The organism is Shouchella sp. JSM 1781072, assembly GCF_041949915.1.
In the GTDB taxonomy this organism is placed as follows: Bacteria; Bacillota; Bacilli; order Bacillales; family Bacillaceae_D; genus Shouchella.
Window position 1 is genome coordinate 379,224 of sequence record NZ_JBHFQE010000002.1, and the last position, 17,242, is coordinate 396,465.

Here is a 17,242-nt window from a genome sequence, read left to right on the forward strand (position 1 = left end):
AATTTACAATTAAAAGATACAGTGGTACGAGAGGTCTTATAATATTCGTACCACTAAATCCTTTCATTTATTTTCTTTTCAATGACTTGATTGATATTAACTGCAACTGCATTAACTTAACTTCTTCAATCTGTATATTTTTTATTTCTTTAGCTTTTTTGAACAAATTTAGTATCAACATTAAATGCCACCTCCCTTATTTCACAAGCTAGTACCATCATTGACAAAATAGGTAAAATGTATACATCCTTCAAACTAAGAGTTAACTGAAATATATATTTCTCGTTTAAATATGTTAGAATTAAAATTCGCTAAAGTAGCGTGGATTGAAATAGTTATCTCTTTGATTGGAAACCTATCTTACCTACAAAGAAGATAGGTTTATCCTTTTAAACTTCTAGAAATTCCATCTCCCCTTCTCCCTCATAATCGATTCCGTAATCCCCACTGTACCACCTTTCTTTTAACACCCAGACAGTACCATCAATGTGAGGAACAATGGCATTGGCTTCCTTCAGTTTTCTTAATTCATTTGGATAGACATTGACGGTATAGTGTTGGGCTTGTTTTAAAAGTCGAGATAGGTCTTCTACTCTTTCACTACTTTCAAGTTCAGCGATAATGTCTTTTCCGTTTTTATAAGGAATAAGAATCGGTTCAGTTGGGCTGTCAATCACTCTAAAATAATCGACGCCAGTCTTATAACTGCTTGATGAAATAAAAGGAAAGGATTGTTCATGTTTCGCATTAAAGTGCGACACATATTCTTGATGTCTATTTTTTAATAACAAGGTGGTCATATTCTTATCCAGCTCAGAAATCGGGTAGTTTAAACTTGTCTCACGTTTCTCGTAAAACGACTTAAAATAAGCATTCATCATTTCTTTTGAAAGCAAGCTAATGTGACTTTGATTTTTTGTATTATAAGCAATTAAACTTTGAGCGACGTCTTTCCCCGCTTCAACTTCTTTTAAATAGCCTAAACTTTCTTCGCTATGATCAATCACATACACATCTCGAACATCATCCTCACCGTGCCGATTGCAACGACCAGCTGCTTGCGCAATTGAATCCAAGCCTGCAAGTGACCGCACCACACATTTAAAACTAATATCAACGCCAGCTTCGATTAATGCGGTCGTAACACATATAAATGGCTCGCTACTTTTTAACCTTAATTTAATCTCATTTAGCTGATCTTTCCGGTGGGCGGCGCACATCGACGTGCTCAAATGAAAGATGTCGACTGCATTACCTTTCAATGTTTCATAGAGATCTTTAACAGCTCGTTTTGTGTTTAAGATAACAAGGGCATTGCCCCATTCTCTCACCTCAGCTTGAAGCCAATCCGCTAACTCTTGATTGTTCATCTTTGGCTTTGTTCGATCAATAATATTAACTCGTTTAAATGCTTCTTCTACCTCCGAAAGATTCTCAACTATTTCTCCATCTGCCTCTTTTAATAGCTTATAATCAACACTTTCTAATGCTGGCTGTGTCGCCGTACATAAGAGAATGCTAGATGCTGCTTTTTGATTTAAGAAATTGACTGCTTCATTAAATAAAGAAACACAGTTCAACGGTACTTTTTGCACTTCATCGAAAATGATCACAGCGTTGCTAAGATTATGAAGACGACGTGTATTTCGATTACCTTTCGCATAAAAAATGTTTAGAAATTGCACCATTGTCGTAAAAATAATCGGTGCGGAAAAATCATCTTTTGTCAGCTTGAGTTTTTGTTGTTTCGTCATTCGTCCTTCTTCAAATTCGTCAATGATACCTTTGTTGCTCCATACTGTGTCATTAATAATGTTAGAGTGATGTTCAAGCAAATCGTCTTCTGCACCTAGTTTTTCACGGACCTCTTGTGCATTTTGTTCAATAATCGTTGTATAAGGAACAATATAAATGATTCGATCTTTTCCAAATTTCTTTGCATGCTTTAAAGCATACCGCAAGCTTGCTAACGTTTTACCGCCTCCTGTCGGGATTGAGAGCGTATAAATACCAGATGGCTTTTCCGCATACCGATCGCATTGTTCAGACATTTTAGCGCGTAATACATTAATAGGATGACTTGATTCGGGTTTTTCTTTTAACCTCTCTAAATAGTCAATTAACACACTATAGTAGTTCGCAAATTTTACTTGATTCCCACTTGAAGTACTTGAAGATACGCCAGCTTCAAAATCTCTTGTATTCGTCCGATCTGCATCTACTACGCAACTAAAAATAAATTTTGATAGGAAAAATTGCACCCTTCCATTCAGCTTTCCGAATTGCTTTAATTCCTCAACTGCTTTTCCAACGTACTCTTGAAACGCTTGTCTTGGAATCACCTCTGTAAAAAACTGTTCCTCAACTTCTTTAAATTGCGGAATTTCTTTTTTTGTAATTCTTCTCAAAAAATCCGAATCATGTTTTGGGGTAATAAAATCATGAAGATTGCCATGATGAGAAATAATCGCATTTCCAACAATTTCTACTAGTAGCTTTTCATGAGGAGCGTTCTCTTTTTGATAGTACATCTCATACAGCAACTTCCCACCAGCTGTAGCATGATCAACCTCGCCTCTTTTAAATGTAGGATTATCCTTTTGAAATACAGCTTCATAAAGGTACGTTTGAAAATCATCACTATACTTGCCTAAATCGTGCAGTAGAGCGGCTAAACCAGCGACATATTGGAGATTGAGCTTGCATCCGCATACTTCGGCTAACGCTTTTGATTCTAATAAATGTTCACGAACAGATTGTTTCGCTAGATCATATTCACGATAATGCGCAACAAACATAGTTCCTCCTGTAATTCTTTTGACCTATTACACAAGTTCGCCTCTCTTCCACAATATCCTCCTCTTTTTTACATCATTCGTGTTTTTTACCATCGACTGTATAAATGTGCTCTCTCCCTATTTTCATAAACTCTCTATATATGCCCCTACGAGATAAAGCTTGGCTGCATAGAATGTATGAATCATGATCATAGGGAGGAATAGTATGGCTGTTGTAACGACAGAGCAAGGATTTCGAGAAGCGGTTACGAATTCAGATCCGACGATTGAACTTGCGAATGATATTACAATAGAAGGAGGACCAATCATTATTGGCTTTGATACGGTTCTCACATCGTTTAGAGCCGCTCAAGGTATACAATCCACACTATCAAAAGGATTTACTAGTGGTAGTTTAATCAATTTAACAGCAAATGCCTCAGTTTCCATACAAGATCTTATACTAAATGGTATCAATAATTCTGCCGGTTCCCTTATTTATGTTACCTCAGGATCCCAGTTAGGGTTAAACACTGGCGCCATCTTACAAAACAACATCAATTCAGCTGATGGTGGGGCTCTCCTTAATCAAGGAACAACAACAATTAACGGTGCAGTATTGACGAATAATATTACAAGTCGATTCGGTGGTGCGATTGCGAATCGTCTTGGGGGGTTAGTGACTTTCAACAACGGGTCTATTATTGACAATACTGCCAACACGGAAGGCGGTGCGATTGATAATCAGGATACTAATAGTAGATTTGTGATGAATGGTGGACTAATTTCAAATAATAACTCTCTTGGGAATGGGGGAGGAATTATTAATATTAATGGGGGTTCATCAGAATTGACTGCAGGCAGCATAACCGGAAATACATCCCAAACTGCGGGAGGTGGAATTTATAATTTTATTAACAGTGGGGATTTTTCATTAAGGGGAAGCATAAGCATTATTGGCAATAATGCACCTGAAGCAGCCGATGTTTATACAGCTGAGCCTAATTTTCAAATCGGCGGTCAACCTACTTTAAGCCTAGCCATCGCTGACGAACCAAGCATTCCAAAAATCATCTCTTCAGTAGATGGTGCAACGCTACAGTTAACAAATTCTTCTTATCTCCCTGTTAATCCAGAAGGTAGTCGTATAATCATCGCAGCGCCGACTCCGTCTTATCCGGTTTTAACTCCTGCAGATGCGAGAGCTTTTATTAAACCGCCAGTTGGTTATGACGATTGGGAAGTGGAAATTGTAAATGGAAGTATTGCGTTAACGAGGGATCTGCCATTTACGATCACTTATGAAAACACGCAAGGTGCTCTGAATCCAAATCCTACTCAATACACTGCAGAATCGTTACCAATTACGTTGTTACCTTTAACATTACCTGGTTTTGCTTTTCTAGGTTGGCGAGATCCCACCGGTAACCTTGTCACTGAAATACCAGTAGGTACAACTGGAAATTTACGCTTTATTGCTGATTTTATACCATTAGATGCAGCGATCTTATTTGAAGCAAATGATGCTGGCGGACCACCAGCTACGAACATCCCTGCACCAATTTCGTTTCTTTTAGGTGAACAAGCCACTATTCCACAAACGATACCGATTAGACCAGGGTTCCGTTTCTTATCTTGGAACACAGCTCCAGATGGAAGTGGACTTTCATACGCTCCTGGTCAACAACTAATCGGCACGGGCGAAACCATTACTCTTTACGCTCAATGGCGAGTAGTTCGTCGGTCATCAAAGCCTGACTATATTAAACTGGCAGAATGTTGCAGAGCATTAAAACGCCGACAGTGTCATTGAGTTATCTAAACACAAGAAACAACCCTGTGCTCACACCTTGTTGGCTTTAGGGTTGTTTTTTGTATGAAAATCCTAATGTATGTACGTCATCATACGTTTTTAACTGAAATTGAACAATAGCGAGTAATTGTTGAAACGCCCTATCGAACTTACCCTCGAGCGACCATTCGACTAGTTTCGGTACTTCCCATACGCTTCTTACAGAAAACGATAAATAAAAACCATATTTCAGCAAATTCTTATCTCCTTGCCATCCCGCATCTTGTAGGCCCTTTGTATAATATTCTAGCAATTGTTCTCGATATTCCTCAGCCTCAAGGTGTGGGATGATTCCTTGACTTAGCATGACGCCAAACATTTTCCCTAAATCTTCACCAAGTCCCGAATAACTCATAAACTGCCAATCAATTAATGTTAGCTTCTTACCTGAAATAAATACGTTGCCTTTGCTTAAGTCTTGATGAGCAAGAACTTGTGGCAAATCTTTTAGAGAAGCGATGTCATTTGCTAAATTTCCTCTAAGTACCATAAACGCATCCGCAATCTCTTTTAACATTGGATCTAATTGATGAGTGTAATTTTCAACTTGTATGGCATAATATTGACTGCTTTTTGTCCAAGACGCGAGCCAAGAACGACAAATCCAAGGAAAAGAGTTACTGTCGTAAGAATTTTGTATGTAAGAACCATTAAATTTCCCTAATTTGTAAGCAAGTGTAGCAAGATCTCCGCTTGAAATTTGACGCGTCCAATCTGACTTCATTTCCTCCATCCATAGCCAGATGGTCCTATCTTCTTTACACTCAATGTGAAAACAGTTTGGCACGTTAAAAATGTTGTTAAACTGGTCTAGAACCGTTGATGTAAGTACCAACGCTTCCCTTTTCCAGTAGTTATGATGTTGCGGATCTAGCTTATCCTCTACTTCTTGAAGAATTTTCAGGATAAGGGACCACTCTATCTCATTATCGACGTTTCCAAAAACACGGTATATACCTTTGGTTGTAAAATTAATCTCGCTTGTTACTGGTTCAACATTCCAATTAAGCTTCTTCCCTGTTAAAGAAAGCTGAAGGTGCTCGGACACACATTTTCTTAAAATAGCTTGATTTACATCTAAATGAAGATTAGTTTTGTTCATAATGCCCCTTTCTACGAAAAAATTTGAAGATCGATTAGCGTCTTTTTAGGGTTCAAACGATACTAATATTGGTATAACTCCCTTCCTTTGATTCGCTTTTTTTCTCTATTTCCCCTTTCTTTTTAATCGTTTATTCGACATATGCCTGCTATAATAGAAGGAATATGAGGATTTAGGAGGATTTCCATGACTCTACCAACTAGTAAATTAGTCGAATATTGGTATAATCAGCAAGGCTTCTTTACGATTAAAGGAGAGGGAGCTGACTATGACCTTTTAGCTGTTCAGAATCAAAACGGCAAGAATTGGCGCTACATTCACTGCGAGATTCGAGTTCAGGATCATGAACTGTTCCTACATTCATCTTCATTACATGGAATTCATAGCAAAAACGTTCCACCTCCCCCTGCTTCTCAAGTCGATCGTTGGCTTCAAGATACGTTCACGTCTTTTAAAAGACGTGCGGCACGCGAAAAACTAGTTCCAAACGTGGAGTGGGACTACCACTTAATCTACGGAAATCGTATCAAGCAAGATGAACTAGATTTACTTACTGCCAAAGGAATTACAACCATTCCACTTAGTAAAATTGTGTTAGATGTAAAAGAACATGTTTAGCCTGACCCTTAATCTGGTGAGGCTTTTTGTTAGTTAAGTACCTCTGTGAACAAAATGAACGATATTTTCTTTATCTCCAGAACCTCCGTTGTTTAAGTTAATGTGATAATCTTATCAAAATATAAAGATATGTAAGCGTAAACATTTCGTTTTTACATCAGGAGGGTTTAGCTTGTTAAGCATTATTGGTATTTCCATTATTCTTATTACCGTAGCGTTGCTTATATGGGGGAAAGCAAGTCCAATTGTCGCGATGATTATTGTTCCATTAGTCGGAGCATTCATAGCTGGCTTTGGTCCAAGCGATATTACAAATTTCTTTGAAATCGGGATTGATCGGGTATTAGATGTCGCGATTATGTTTATCTTTGCAATTCTATTTTTTGGCGTGTTACAAGACACCGGCTTTTTTGAACCGATTATTCGTGGTATGGTTCGACTCACAAAAGGAAATGTTGTAACAGTGGCAGTTGGTACTGCTGCAATCGGAACCATTGCACACTTAGACGGAGCTGGCGCAACAACGTTTCTGTTAACGATTCCTGCTCTTCTTCCTTTGTACAAACGTCTTGGTATGAGTCCATATTTACTTGTCATGCTCGTCGGGATTAGTGCTGGGATCATGAACATGGTTCCATGGGCTGGTCCAACTGGTCGAGTTGCGACTGTCATTGGTGGCGATCCTGTCGATATTTGGATTCCGCTTATTCCAATGCAGTTAATTGGTATCGTCCTTGTTTTAGCATTAGGCTTTATACTTGGACTTAGAGAAAAGAAACGTATTCAAAAATCAGCTCACTCTGAAGCTGCTGCGACAACGATGACCGATGCTGATTTAAATGAAGCATTACAATCGATTAGTAATTCAGGAGATCCAAAATTAAAGCGCTACCATCTTATTTGGGCAAATGCCATTCTGTTTATCTTATTGCTGATCGTCTTAGTTTGGAACCCGCTTCCATCCGCTTATATATTTATGATCGGGCTTGTGCTAGCGCTGATGATTAACTATCCGAATGTACAAACGCAAATGGATCTGATTAAAGCACATTCACCTAGTGCCTTGCTCATGGCTGCAGTGATTTTATCAGCTGGAACATTTCTTGGTGTGCTAGATGGATCTGGGATGTTAGAATCGATTGCCATTGATAGTATTGCGATTTTACCAGCGGCTGTGTTACCGGTTTTACATATTATCGTTGGTATGTTCGGTGTTCCGTTTGACATTATTACAAGTACGGACGCCTATTACTTCGCCCTTATGCCAATTGTGGAGAGTATTACATCTGAAGTTGGTGTAGCCAGTGCTTCCACTGCTTACGCCATGATGATTGGAAATGTGGTCGGTACATTTGTTAGCCCTCTAGCACCTGCTGTTTGGCTAGCAGTTGGACTTGCAGGAATCGATATGGGGAAATACATTCGCTATTCATTCTTCTGGTTCTGGGGTTTCAGTATTATTATGGTCCTAATCGCTGTCTTAATCGGCGTTGTCTAGATTTTAAAAACGATCCTTGGCTTTTATGCGAAGGATCGTTTTATTTTAATATTTCTCTGGCAACAACTCGAGCACATTCACTTTGACGGTTTCCCCTTTATAAGGCAAGATGACGTCCACATCTTTTCCGTAATCGCTAATTAATTCTCGACACATTCCACAAGGAGCAACCACCCAGCATCGTTCCGTCTCCTCATGTGGATGCGGGTGTGCGACAGCAACTATGGTCGAAAACGAATGATCTCCCTCAGAGATTGCTTTTCCTAAAGCCATCGCCTCTCCACATACGGCTATTCTGCCAACATTGGCTTCCAAATGAACAGCTGAATAGATCGAACCAGACGTTGTACGAACCGCGGCACCAATGTGATGCTTACCGTAGCGATAGTTTCGCTCGATCACTTGTTCAGCTGCTTCAATTAATTTTATATCCTCTTTTGTTATAGGCTTTACCTTCATTCCTCTTCCTCCCCAAATACCTTAATTGTTTAGTTGATCTTTAAAGACAGACGCATAACGATAAGGTGCTTTCTGGTAGTAGATTAATTCAAACCCTAGCGCCGTATAAAACTCCAAGTGCTCATCAAATTGATGATAATCGCAATCATAGATTGGTACGGTTCGGTTTTGACTTAATTTCTTCAACGCTTGTTTGTCCATTTTTCAACACTCCTTCAAATTATCCTTCTTCCCACTTACTAAATTAAAACAAATGAGAACGTTCCTCGCCTATTAAATGACTTGCACACACAAAATGAAAGAATTGGCTATATGCTTATGGACCACCTAACTTTAACAAATTGTATATTGGGAAATATTTAATTGTTCTTACAATTATTTGCATTTCATAGTAAAATTAGACTATAAATGAGGAAAGGAGGTTCATAAATGTCGAATTCCATCCGTTCAGAAGTTGTGGGCGCGAAAATTGTAGAGTGGTATAGCTGTATCATCGCTCGTTCCATTGATCAATCCATTCTTCTACAAGTTGAAATTAAAGACATGCTTAAGAAAATGGAACAAAGTGATCAAATTCTTGCTTACTATGCCCTCGTCGAATACCGCTTTGACATGATGATGAACCAAACAACCGATAAAGAAGCAGGCGACGAAATGCTTAAAAACGTTGATCCTGTTGTAAGAAGTTCGATGGACAATCTCCTACATTATTTTTATTATTTCATTAGCGGACAACATGAGTTCATGCAAGATCATTATCGTAGTGCGATTAAACTGTTTCGTAAAGCAGAACGGTTACTAGAATATGTAAACGACGACGCAGAAGAAGCAGAGTTCCATTACTATATGGGATCAAGTCTTTATAGAGTAAATCAATACCTATTCGCAAGTTCCTACTTAGAAGACGCAATCGTAACGTTCGATCGTCTTCGGTATACTGAAAAAACAATATTTTGTTACAATTTATTAGCAGGTTTATTCTCCGAAACGGAAAACTATGAAAAAGCAAATGGTATTCTTCAAGAAAATCTCATTCACGCAAAGAACCACCCTCTTGCTGAAATTATAGTTCTTCGGATGCTAGGCATTAATGAATACCGCTATAAAAATTATACAGCTGCGAAACTATATTATAAAAATGCTTTAGAGAAAGTGGGGCCAGATCCACACCCACTTGCTACTAAAACAAAGTTTAATCTAGCACAAACTTTATTTAAAATGAGCGAAACGACAGACGCAATCACTCTCTTAGAAGAGGGCTTAACAGAAGCAAAACAGTTTGACCTAGTTGAATTTATATCGAATTGCTACATACTAAAAGGGTTATATGTAGACAATGACCTTGATCTTATTGATCAATCTCTTCAAACGTTAAAAGATCATACCCTTTATTTTGAAGCAGAAGAAATAGCGGATGAGTTGGCAATCTACTTTGAAGAACAAAATCGATTGGAACTATCCATAAAATATTTACGAGAAGCATATTCATCGAAGAAAAACCTTCTTAAATTAGGAGTTGATTAATTATGAAAAAGTGGTTCTCTCTCACTTTACTAAGCTTGGTTCTATTTTCAATTTCCCCAACCATTTATAATGACTATTCAAATGAGACGATTTTAAGCACGCATAGTAAAGCCGATCATGGTCACTAAGCTTTTGAACCCATCAAGGGTTCTTTTTTTATGCAATCCTTTTTTCAAAGATGTTTAATGAACTAGGAATAAGGTAATAGTAAGGGCAGCACGGTGATAACGACTCCCATAGATGGAATTGATTTATTCTGTTGTTAATTCCTGTAAGAGTGTTTGTTACCGAAACCTAATTAGAGAGATAGAGAGATATGCTTGGAATCAAGAAAAGAAAGTACAACACGTCCAGATTATAACGACGCGGGTCGTAATAATTCTTGGGGAGCTATTATTGGTGGTGTGTTCACGTTTTTAGCCCTACTTATTATGTTTAGTTTGTTAGGATCTGCAATTGGATTTGGTGTGACAGATCTTACATCGGACCAACCATTTGATAATGTTGGAACAGGTTTAATTATCTGGGTCATTGCATCCTTACTTTTATCTTTAGGCGCTGCAGGATTTGTTGCTGGTGCCATGGCAGGTCGCGCTGGCTTGATTCACGGTTTCTTAACGTGGGCAACAAGTATTGTCCTTTTATTCGGAGTCCTATCCTTTACGACAGCAAACGTTCTCCAAGGTGTAGGATCGGTGCTCGGTTCAGTTGGTAATGCCGCTGCACAAGGAGTTAGTTCTGCCGCTTCAAGTGCACAAGACACGATTGAAGACACATTCGATTCAATAACGGATGAATTATCAGGCATTGATACAGACGAAATTGAAGCAAACGTTGAAGAGATTTTAGAAGATACAGAGATTCCGGAACTTCAACCAGAATACTTAGAAGATCAACTGGCACAAAGCCGTGATGATATTTTAGATGCTGCGAATGAAGTGGTCGTGAACCCTGAAAATTTTGAATCAGTTGTCGATGACTTAGCTACAACGCTGACGAATCGAGCAGAAGAAATTGAAGAAGCTGCCGATGAAGAAGCGATCGAAAATGCGGTTGCGAATAATACAGACTTGTCAGAAGATGAGGTCGATGAAATCACATCAAATATTGCAACTGCAGTTGAAAATATTAGCGTTGATTTAAACAATGCTGAAGCAGCTTTAAATGAAGCCGCTACAGAACTTGAATCAACAATTGAAGACTTGCGCGTTGAAGCGGAAGAAGCAACAAACACTGCAGCAACAGCGTCTATTTGGGGCTTTGCCGCATTACTTCTTACCCTGATTGGAACAGCTTTCGCTGGTTTCGGTGGTACAAAAGTAGCTCGTAAATTTGAATAAATACTAAGGAATAGACGGAGGAGAACTGCTTCTTCGTCTATTTTTTAATTATTAATGTGACGTTGGCCCTCTTATTTACTCACGATCCCTACAACACATTTAAATCTTCGCTGTTTCTTCGACTGCTTCTTAAATCCTTCTCTAAGATCTATGATGTAAACAGCTCGCCCAACCCAGACTCTAATATAGAAGGATTGACATACAATCGGTCCCTGCCATCCACGGTACTCAACTTCCGTTCCATCTTTATGTTCAACTTCAGTCCGCAACAACCAGCGATTGCCAATCCCACACTCCAAGTATTTCAACAAACCACCCTCCAAAAAAAAAAGACGACCGTCTATATCATAGCGGTCTTAATCGAATCTCCTGTCTTCATTTGTAAATTGATAAAAAAACGGCAGCACCAATGTAAGTGGAATGAACAGGATTAAAACAGCGCCAACATGAGCTGTAAATGAAAGTGAAGCAAACACTTGAATGACAAACTGCGGAATCAACAAAATTAGTACGATCGGTATACCCATTGTAATAAAACTATTTTTCGTTTGGTATTGCTTTTCTTTACATGCTGGGCATTTTGAACGACCGAACGAGCAAGCATACGCTTCTTTGTAAGAATATGAATGGTTACAAGACCAACAGCTTGGTAAATTCAATTCGTCGCCCCCCTTCATTCCATTGTAACAAATTGACATAAAGTTCACAATTCACACTTATATATCAGACGACTTCATAACTTTTTCTTTTAGTTCATTTATTTTATGTTTGCTGACTTGCAATGTTGTATCCGTTCCTCGTAAAACAAGATTAAAGGAATTCATAAAATCATCTTTTGATAGCGATTCGACACGGGCTAATGGAATTAAATACGATTTGTGAATGCGGTAAAAGTCGTATTTCTCTAGCTTCATCTCGATATTATTTAGGCTTTCAGTAATTTGAATCGAATCTTTTTTTTCTAAGTGTATCAATAATTTCCGATTGTATTTTTCTATAAATAAAATATCATTCACTTCAACGAAATGGAGTCCTTCTTTCACTTTAAATCCAATTTTTTGCGTTGACCCTTCCGCCCCCTTTTTATGAGCAAGTTTGTCCAATGTCTGCGCTAGCCTTACTTTATCAATCGGCTTTAGTAAGAAATCAAATGGATAATGTTCATATCCATCGATCGCATACTTATTGTGGGCGGTTACGAAAACAATTTCAATATGATAGATCGCTAAGCTTCTAGCAAGCTTTAGACCTGTTGTTTCCTCTAGTTCAATATCTAAGAGAACTGCATCTACGCAGTTCTCATTTAAGATATCAAACAATTCGTGGCCGTTAATCAACGATTCAACTAAATGGTGTTTAGAATCGTTGAAGAAATTTTCATACCATTGCAACATCGTGGGATCATCATCTACTACAATTATGTTTAACGGCTTGGCAAGTCTCATGATTACTCCTTTGCTTTTAAGGACTCTGGTAATTCCGGTTCATGAGAGAAATAAACAGAAGCTAACGTCCCCTTAGAACTTGCTAAACCAAATACCGCTAACATTTTTAAAACAAAATTTGTCATACTGCTCCACTCCTTCTTATTGTTGTTTTATCATCAACCCAAGCAATGAAATGGTGAAAAGGCTTGGTTAGTGATACGGCTTGAAGAAAGACTGATAACCAAATAATTGTCGTAATCGTTGGAGAAGAAAGCTCCAATACGAACGTAAGAAGCATAAGAATGAGAATAAATCCAACAGTCATCCACTTAAACACCCGTTTCTTTTTATCAGTAAACAAATGTTTTGTTTTATGAAGGACGGGCGCATAGACGGCGTATGCCACTAAAGAAAACAAAGCAATAATCATCAAAATCGGCTCACTAATTGTTATCCAATAAACAGGAGCCAGCACAATCAGCACAATTACACCAATACTGTAGATGGCACATTTCATGTAGCTTGCGAAATGCGCGCCCCCACCGATGGCACGTAGAAAAATACCTACAAATAGACAGATCATTGTTTCAATAAACAGGTTAACTATAAGTGAAAAAAGGACAATCACTGAGATCTGAAAAATGACTGCGAATGTCCATTCTAAACCGTAACGTATTTCATCTTGTTTAGGCGCATACTCAGGGATACGTTCAGCAATTAAAGCTGCCAGCGACACACTTACATCACGAGGAGAGAGTAAGTTCATTCGATTTTGTTCACCTCCTAGGTATAATCAGAACAATCGTTAGTTGATTGTCCGCATTCAGTTCAGGAAACACTTGCCCGTTATACGAATGAATGGTTTGAAGTACATTTAATAATCCATACCCTCTTTCTTTTGAAGCATCTTGGACATAAGGCTCTTCAAAATAGGCTATGACTTTTAATTCGGCTACTTCATTTGTAACCTCTATTCGATATGAAAAATCATATGCATACACACGTAATTCGACTTCTTGTTTTACATGAGGGTGTTTTTTTACATGTTCATACGCATTTGTTAATAAATTCGCAAAGACACTTGTAATTTCATGAGGTTTGAGCGGCATGCCTTTAAGCGTATCGTCAATTTTGATATGCAGTTGAATGGCATCGTGATTCATCATTTGCTCAAAATTGATGATCAAATTTGATAAAGATACTTCTTCTAATGGCAAACTCCGATAGACGAGTCGTACTTCTGAGCTTAACTCTTCAATATACTTCTTTAATTCCTTTGTCTGACCTAAATCAGCCATTGCGTATATTGTATTTAAATGAAAAATAAAGTCATGCCGGATTTTCCGTTCGTTCATAATATTAATTTTCAGATGTTCCTCATGGGTACGCTGCATTTCTCTCTCCATATCCTTTATTTGCTTATTAATGGAGTACTTAAATAAGAATACAAAAAAGCAAAATAAGATAAACGTAATGTACCATGTGTTTACTTGGTAGCTTCCAATCTGGAGAAACAAGAAAATCGCACATAAAAAAGAAAGGCTCAATACACTCGATATCGTTGCGATCGGTTTTTTAGTGCCGTTAAAAACATTTGAGAATGCGAAAATATCAATAAAATACAGTTGCTTCTTTCTAAAAATAACCAACAGGGCACCCATTAATAAAATGTTTGCCGTTATTGCCAAATTTCTTACCAACCCTGCTTTGTAATAGTCTTCTTGATCAACCGGAAGAACTGAAAAAATAACCATTTCAAGAAACAGCACAAGAATTATCGAAAAAAGTACACCAACTAGTGCATAATACATGGGTATCATTTTCTTAATCGCAATCGTCCATGTTAACAAAAATGCGAATATGACTAAGCGAATTGCATGTAAATCGATTTCGTGCAGAATAAATGTCGTCGCAGCTAAAAATGAACACGATATAATAAAAAAAACGCGCTCATTCCTGTGAATCTTCATTCGAATAAATTGTAGTGCAATTAACATAATGAACCATGTCTCGACAATGGTTAAACTAAACGTGATGAAATGAGGCATTTGCGTTACTCCTCTTTACTCTACTGGAATCCTATAAACATTATGCAAATAAAACTCATTTCCCTTTTATTTTACCCTTGTTTTGCGTTGGGAAAATTCCCTGTTATTCCGCTAAGTTTCCCTCTTACGCAATTGCTTTATTTTCCTTACTTTCAGGCTTACAAGAGAATCCATCTAGCATTCTTCCATTTCCAATCATCGTCATAAATTTTTGCAAAGCATTGTCACATCCGCCATTGTGACCTGCACACATAAATAACAAAAGTTGGGAAAATAGGTAGATGAACAGTCTTTTTTTCCTAAAATACGATAAAAAAACTTCATGAATGATTCTCTCATCACTCATGAAGACTTTGACAACAACTCTTTTATATGTGACCAAATCCTGTCCTAATAAACATGATTCTTACCCTCATCTGCAGCTTTCGCCTTTTTCATCATTTTGTTCGCTACAATGAGTTTCAAAAACCAATTGATTGAACAGGAGAGATGAGAATCATGGGGAACATCGTATTAGTAGGAACAGGCACTCATCATACAAAAGGATTTTTATTTAAAACGATCATTCATTCTGGCTATAGCATCACATTACTCGATCATGGTCGAGCGCCATACAATGCTCTCGCGGACTACCATATTTTTGCTAATCCAAAAAATGAGTTGCTGGGAGACTCTGTTTTAGATCAACTTGAGAAAATCCATGAGCAAGACCCCATCATTGCGGTGTTACCGCTAGCCGAATTTTCCGTCACCCTAGCTGCACAGATCAACCAACATTTTTTATTAGGTGGACTTCCTCCTTCCATGGCTCGTTTAAGTCGCGATAAGTATGCATTTCGTGAAGCGCTACAAGAAAAGCAGCTTCGCACAGTTGCCTTTGCAGCCGTTGAACAACGTGCCGATGCCTATGAGTTTGCAACTAAACACGGCTTCCCAATTATGATTAAACCAAGAACGTTAAGTGGCAGTGTAGGTGTATTTCGCTGCAATGGAACCGAGGATTTAGAAAAAGCGTTTGATTATTTAATGGACCATAATCTTGAACAGGACTGTATCGTAGAACAATTTGTCGAGGGTCCTGAATACAGTGTAGAAAGCGTGATGTCGAATGGTACTTTTGTATTTGCTTCCGTGACGGATAAATACAAACTGGGACAAGGCTCATTTGCGGAAGTTGCTCACATTTCGCCAAGTGCGATGGAACGAGAGCAAACGCTAAACACCATTCGTTTCGTTGAACGAGCGTTGAAACGAATCGGATTAAAGAATGGCATTTCCCACACAGAGATTATTATTAATGAGAATGGCGATCCTTTTATTGTCGAGACTGCATTTCGAGCAGGAGGTGACCAAATCCCAGACCTTGTTTACCACTCGTATGGGATTAACCTTTACCGGCTATGGATTTCTTCCATTACACAGCGAACCGTTGAACATCCGCTTGTAACAAAGGCAAAAGCAAGCTCAATGATGTATTTCTTTTACCCGCAAACCCATGCGTTTAACGGGATTGAACGGATTGAAGAATTACGTACCGTTGAAACACCTATTACGCTACTAGATTACGAACAGTACGAACCGCAAGAGCATCTAAATGAAACGCCCACGAATAATGATCGTGCTGGACATGTCATGTGCACAAGCAAGAACGAGCACGCCTTTCAGCAATTTTTCAGTCGTCTACAAACGATGTAAAGATTACACAACATACATGAAACGCTCTCCCACAATGGAAGAGCGCTTTTTTCACTTATACATTTTCTCCAGTTGGTAACTGTCTAGCGTGATCATTAAACGTGTGGATATCAAGTAATGCTAACTTATTGTTAATCAGGTCTTGATACATTTGATAAGAAATCGTTGCTGAATGAGCGCCTGCTTCCAACGCTTGCACAACTTCTTGACTCTCATGAAAGCTTGCTGCCAAAATTTGCACGTCCAGCCCTTGATTGTCGATAAACTGACGCATCCGTTTAATTTCTACGTAAGGATTCAAGCTGTTTGACGCCATTCGATTTACGTATGGAGATAAGTAATGGCAGCCTGCTAATGAACCAATGATTGCTTGTTCTGCCGTATATATAGCCGTTCCCAATACTGGAAATTGCGGGTCCGACTGCTTTACCTTCTTAATAAAGCGAATCCCTTCATGATGTAAAGGTACTTTCACCCCAATAGATGTACCGTGCATATGATCGGATTGCTCTAACAGCAATAAATAGTCTTCCCACATGTCTTCCATACGATTGCCAACCACTTGTACAAATAAAAATGGAATGCCCATCTGAGATGCTAATGTCATCATATCGAAGCGACTCCGGTATTCTTTTAATAAAATAGTGGGGTTCGTGGTAACACCATCAAAAATTCCAAGCGCTAGCGCTGCTTCAATTTCTTCATAGTTTGCTGTATCTAGAAACATATCTTCACTCCTATTTTTATAATGAATGCTAGTTTACTAGATATTTTCGTATTACATGATCTCATGTAAAGTAAGGGAACAATTGATTCTTATGAGGGCAGCCTACTAGACTTTTAGGGGATCAAAATTTAAGAAAACCATCATAGCTTTGTAATCAAAGGTGGTTGCTCGTGAT

General features: G+C 38.3%; 19 protein-coding genes. 7 read left to right on the forward strand and 12 right to left on the reverse strand.

All coding sequences use genetic code 11. The features are described from left to right. Positions 1-389: 389 nt before the first annotated feature. Entirely contained in the window at positions 390-2,798 is a 2,409-nt protein-coding gene (gene cas3, locus ACE1TH_RS11360) for a CRISPR-associated helicase Cas3' (RefSeq protein ID WP_375079011.1), read from the reverse strand. 205 nt (positions 2,799-3,003) lie between these two features. Between cas3 and ACE1TH_RS11365 the strand changes: the two genes are divergently transcribed. Continuing rightward, positions 3,004-4,590, forward strand: a complete 1,587-nt coding sequence (locus ACE1TH_RS11365; RefSeq protein WP_375079012.1) for an InlB B-repeat-containing protein — start codon at positions 3,004-3,006, stop codon at positions 4,588-4,590. A 46-nt stretch (positions 4,591-4,636) separates the two neighbouring features. On the opposite strand, the gene ACE1TH_RS11370 is transcribed toward ACE1TH_RS11365, so the two are convergent. After that, on the reverse strand, positions 4,637-5,731 hold the full coding sequence (locus ACE1TH_RS11370) for a phosphotransferase (protein WP_375079013.1): 1,095 nt from the start codon (positions 5,729-5,731) through the stop codon (positions 4,637-4,639). 186 nt (positions 5,732-5,917) lie between these two features. Here ACE1TH_RS11370 and ACE1TH_RS11375 point away from each other — a divergent pair, with 186 nt between their 5' ends. Both ACE1TH_RS11375 and ACE1TH_RS11380 read left to right on the forward strand, forming a co-directional pair. Further along, positions 5,918-6,349, forward strand: coding sequence for a hypothetical protein (locus ACE1TH_RS11375; RefSeq protein WP_375079014.1), 432 nt, complete (start codon positions 5,918-5,920; stop codon positions 6,347-6,349). Positions 6,350-6,521: 172 nt separating this feature from the next. Further along, positions 6,522-7,847, forward strand: a complete 1,326-nt coding sequence (locus ACE1TH_RS11380; protein WP_375079015.1) for a CitMHS family transporter — start codon at positions 6,522-6,524, stop codon at positions 7,845-7,847. 45 nt (positions 7,848-7,892) lie between these two features. Here ACE1TH_RS11380 and ACE1TH_RS11385 read toward each other — a convergent pair whose 3' ends face one another. Together ACE1TH_RS11385 and ACE1TH_RS11390 are read right to left on the reverse strand one after the other, a co-directional pair. After that, on the reverse strand, positions 7,893-8,306 hold the full coding sequence (locus tag ACE1TH_RS11385; RefSeq protein ID WP_375079016.1) for a cytidine deaminase: 414 nt from the start codon (positions 8,304-8,306) through the stop codon (positions 7,893-7,895). A gap of 21 nt (positions 8,307-8,327) precedes the next feature. Next, the gene (locus ACE1TH_RS11390) at positions 8,328-8,507 is read right to left on the reverse strand and encodes a hypothetical protein (RefSeq protein WP_375079017.1); all 180 of its coding nucleotides are present in this window, start codon (positions 8,505-8,507) and stop codon (positions 8,328-8,330) included. Positions 8,508-8,735: 228 nt separating this feature from the next. On the opposite strand from ACE1TH_RS11390, the gene ACE1TH_RS11395 reads away from it, so the two are divergent. From ACE1TH_RS11395 to ACE1TH_RS11405, 3 genes are all read left to right on the forward strand, one after another. Beyond that, a complete protein-coding gene (locus ACE1TH_RS11395; RefSeq protein ID WP_375079018.1) occupies positions 8,736-9,830 on the forward strand; it encodes a response regulator aspartate phosphatase in 1,095 nt (364 codons plus the stop codon). Between the two features lie 2 nt (positions 9,831-9,832). Then, the gene (locus ACE1TH_RS11400) at positions 9,833-9,958 is read left to right on the forward strand and encodes a hypothetical protein (RefSeq protein WP_375079019.1); all 126 of its coding nucleotides are present in this window, start codon (positions 9,833-9,835) and stop codon (positions 9,956-9,958) included. A 192-nt stretch (positions 9,959-10,150) separates the two neighbouring features. After that, the gene (locus ACE1TH_RS11405) at positions 10,151-11,170 is read left to right on the forward strand and encodes a TIGR04086 family membrane protein (RefSeq protein WP_375079020.1); all 1,020 of its coding nucleotides are present in this window, start codon (positions 10,151-10,153) and stop codon (positions 11,168-11,170) included. 71 nt (positions 11,171-11,241) lie between these two features. On the opposite strand, the gene ACE1TH_RS11410 is transcribed toward ACE1TH_RS11405, so the two are convergent. The 7 genes from ACE1TH_RS11410 to ACE1TH_RS11440 all read right to left on the reverse strand — a co-directional run bounded on the left by ACE1TH_RS11410 (position 11,242) and on the right by ACE1TH_RS11440 (position 14,898). Continuing rightward, complete coding sequence (locus ACE1TH_RS11410; RefSeq protein WP_375079021.1) at positions 11,242-11,478, reverse strand: DUF3977 family protein; 237 nt, start codon at positions 11,476-11,478, stop codon at positions 11,242-11,244. Between the two features lie 48 nt (positions 11,479-11,526). Next, complete coding sequence (locus tag ACE1TH_RS11415) at positions 11,527-11,829, reverse strand: TIGR04104 family putative zinc finger protein (protein WP_375079022.1); 303 nt, start codon at positions 11,827-11,829, stop codon at positions 11,527-11,529. A 57-nt stretch (positions 11,830-11,886) separates the two neighbouring features. Next, positions 11,887-12,615 (reverse strand): LytR/AlgR family response regulator transcription factor, encoded by a 729-nt coding sequence (locus tag ACE1TH_RS11420; RefSeq protein ID WP_375079023.1) that lies wholly within the window; start codon positions 12,613-12,615, stop codon positions 11,887-11,889. A gap of 2 nt (positions 12,616-12,617) precedes the next feature. Then, positions 12,618-12,740, reverse strand: a complete 123-nt coding sequence (locus tag ACE1TH_RS11425; protein ID WP_255224611.1) for an AgrD family cyclic lactone autoinducer peptide — start codon at positions 12,738-12,740, stop codon at positions 12,618-12,620. Beyond that, positions 12,737-13,363, reverse strand: a complete 627-nt coding sequence (locus ACE1TH_RS11430; protein WP_375079024.1) for an accessory gene regulator ArgB-like protein — start codon at positions 13,361-13,363, stop codon at positions 12,737-12,739. The genes ACE1TH_RS11425 and ACE1TH_RS11430 overlap by 4 nt, the downstream gene beginning before the upstream one ends. Positions 13,364-13,373: 10 nt before the next feature. Next, the gene (locus ACE1TH_RS11435; RefSeq protein WP_375079025.1) at positions 13,374-14,645 is read right to left on the reverse strand and encodes a sensor histidine kinase; all 1,272 of its coding nucleotides are present in this window, start codon (positions 14,643-14,645) and stop codon (positions 13,374-13,376) included. A 124-nt stretch (positions 14,646-14,769) separates the two neighbouring features. Further along, a complete protein-coding gene (locus tag ACE1TH_RS11440) occupies positions 14,770-14,898 on the reverse strand; it encodes a hypothetical protein (RefSeq protein WP_375079026.1) in 129 nt (42 codons plus the stop codon). Between the two features lie 245 nt (positions 14,899-15,143). Here ACE1TH_RS11440 and ACE1TH_RS11445 point away from each other — a divergent pair, with 245 nt between their 5' ends. Then, positions 15,144-16,340: an ATP-grasp domain-containing protein gene (locus tag ACE1TH_RS11445; protein WP_255224608.1), complete on the forward strand. Its 1,197-nt coding sequence runs from the start codon at positions 15,144-15,146 to the stop codon at positions 16,338-16,340. 55 nt (positions 16,341-16,395) lie between these two features. On the opposite strand, the gene ACE1TH_RS11450 is transcribed toward ACE1TH_RS11445, so the two are convergent. Beyond that, complete coding sequence (locus tag ACE1TH_RS11450) at positions 16,396-17,067, reverse strand: transaldolase family protein (protein WP_375079027.1); 672 nt, start codon at positions 17,065-17,067, stop codon at positions 16,396-16,398. Between the last annotated feature and the right edge of the window lie 175 nt (positions 17,068-17,242).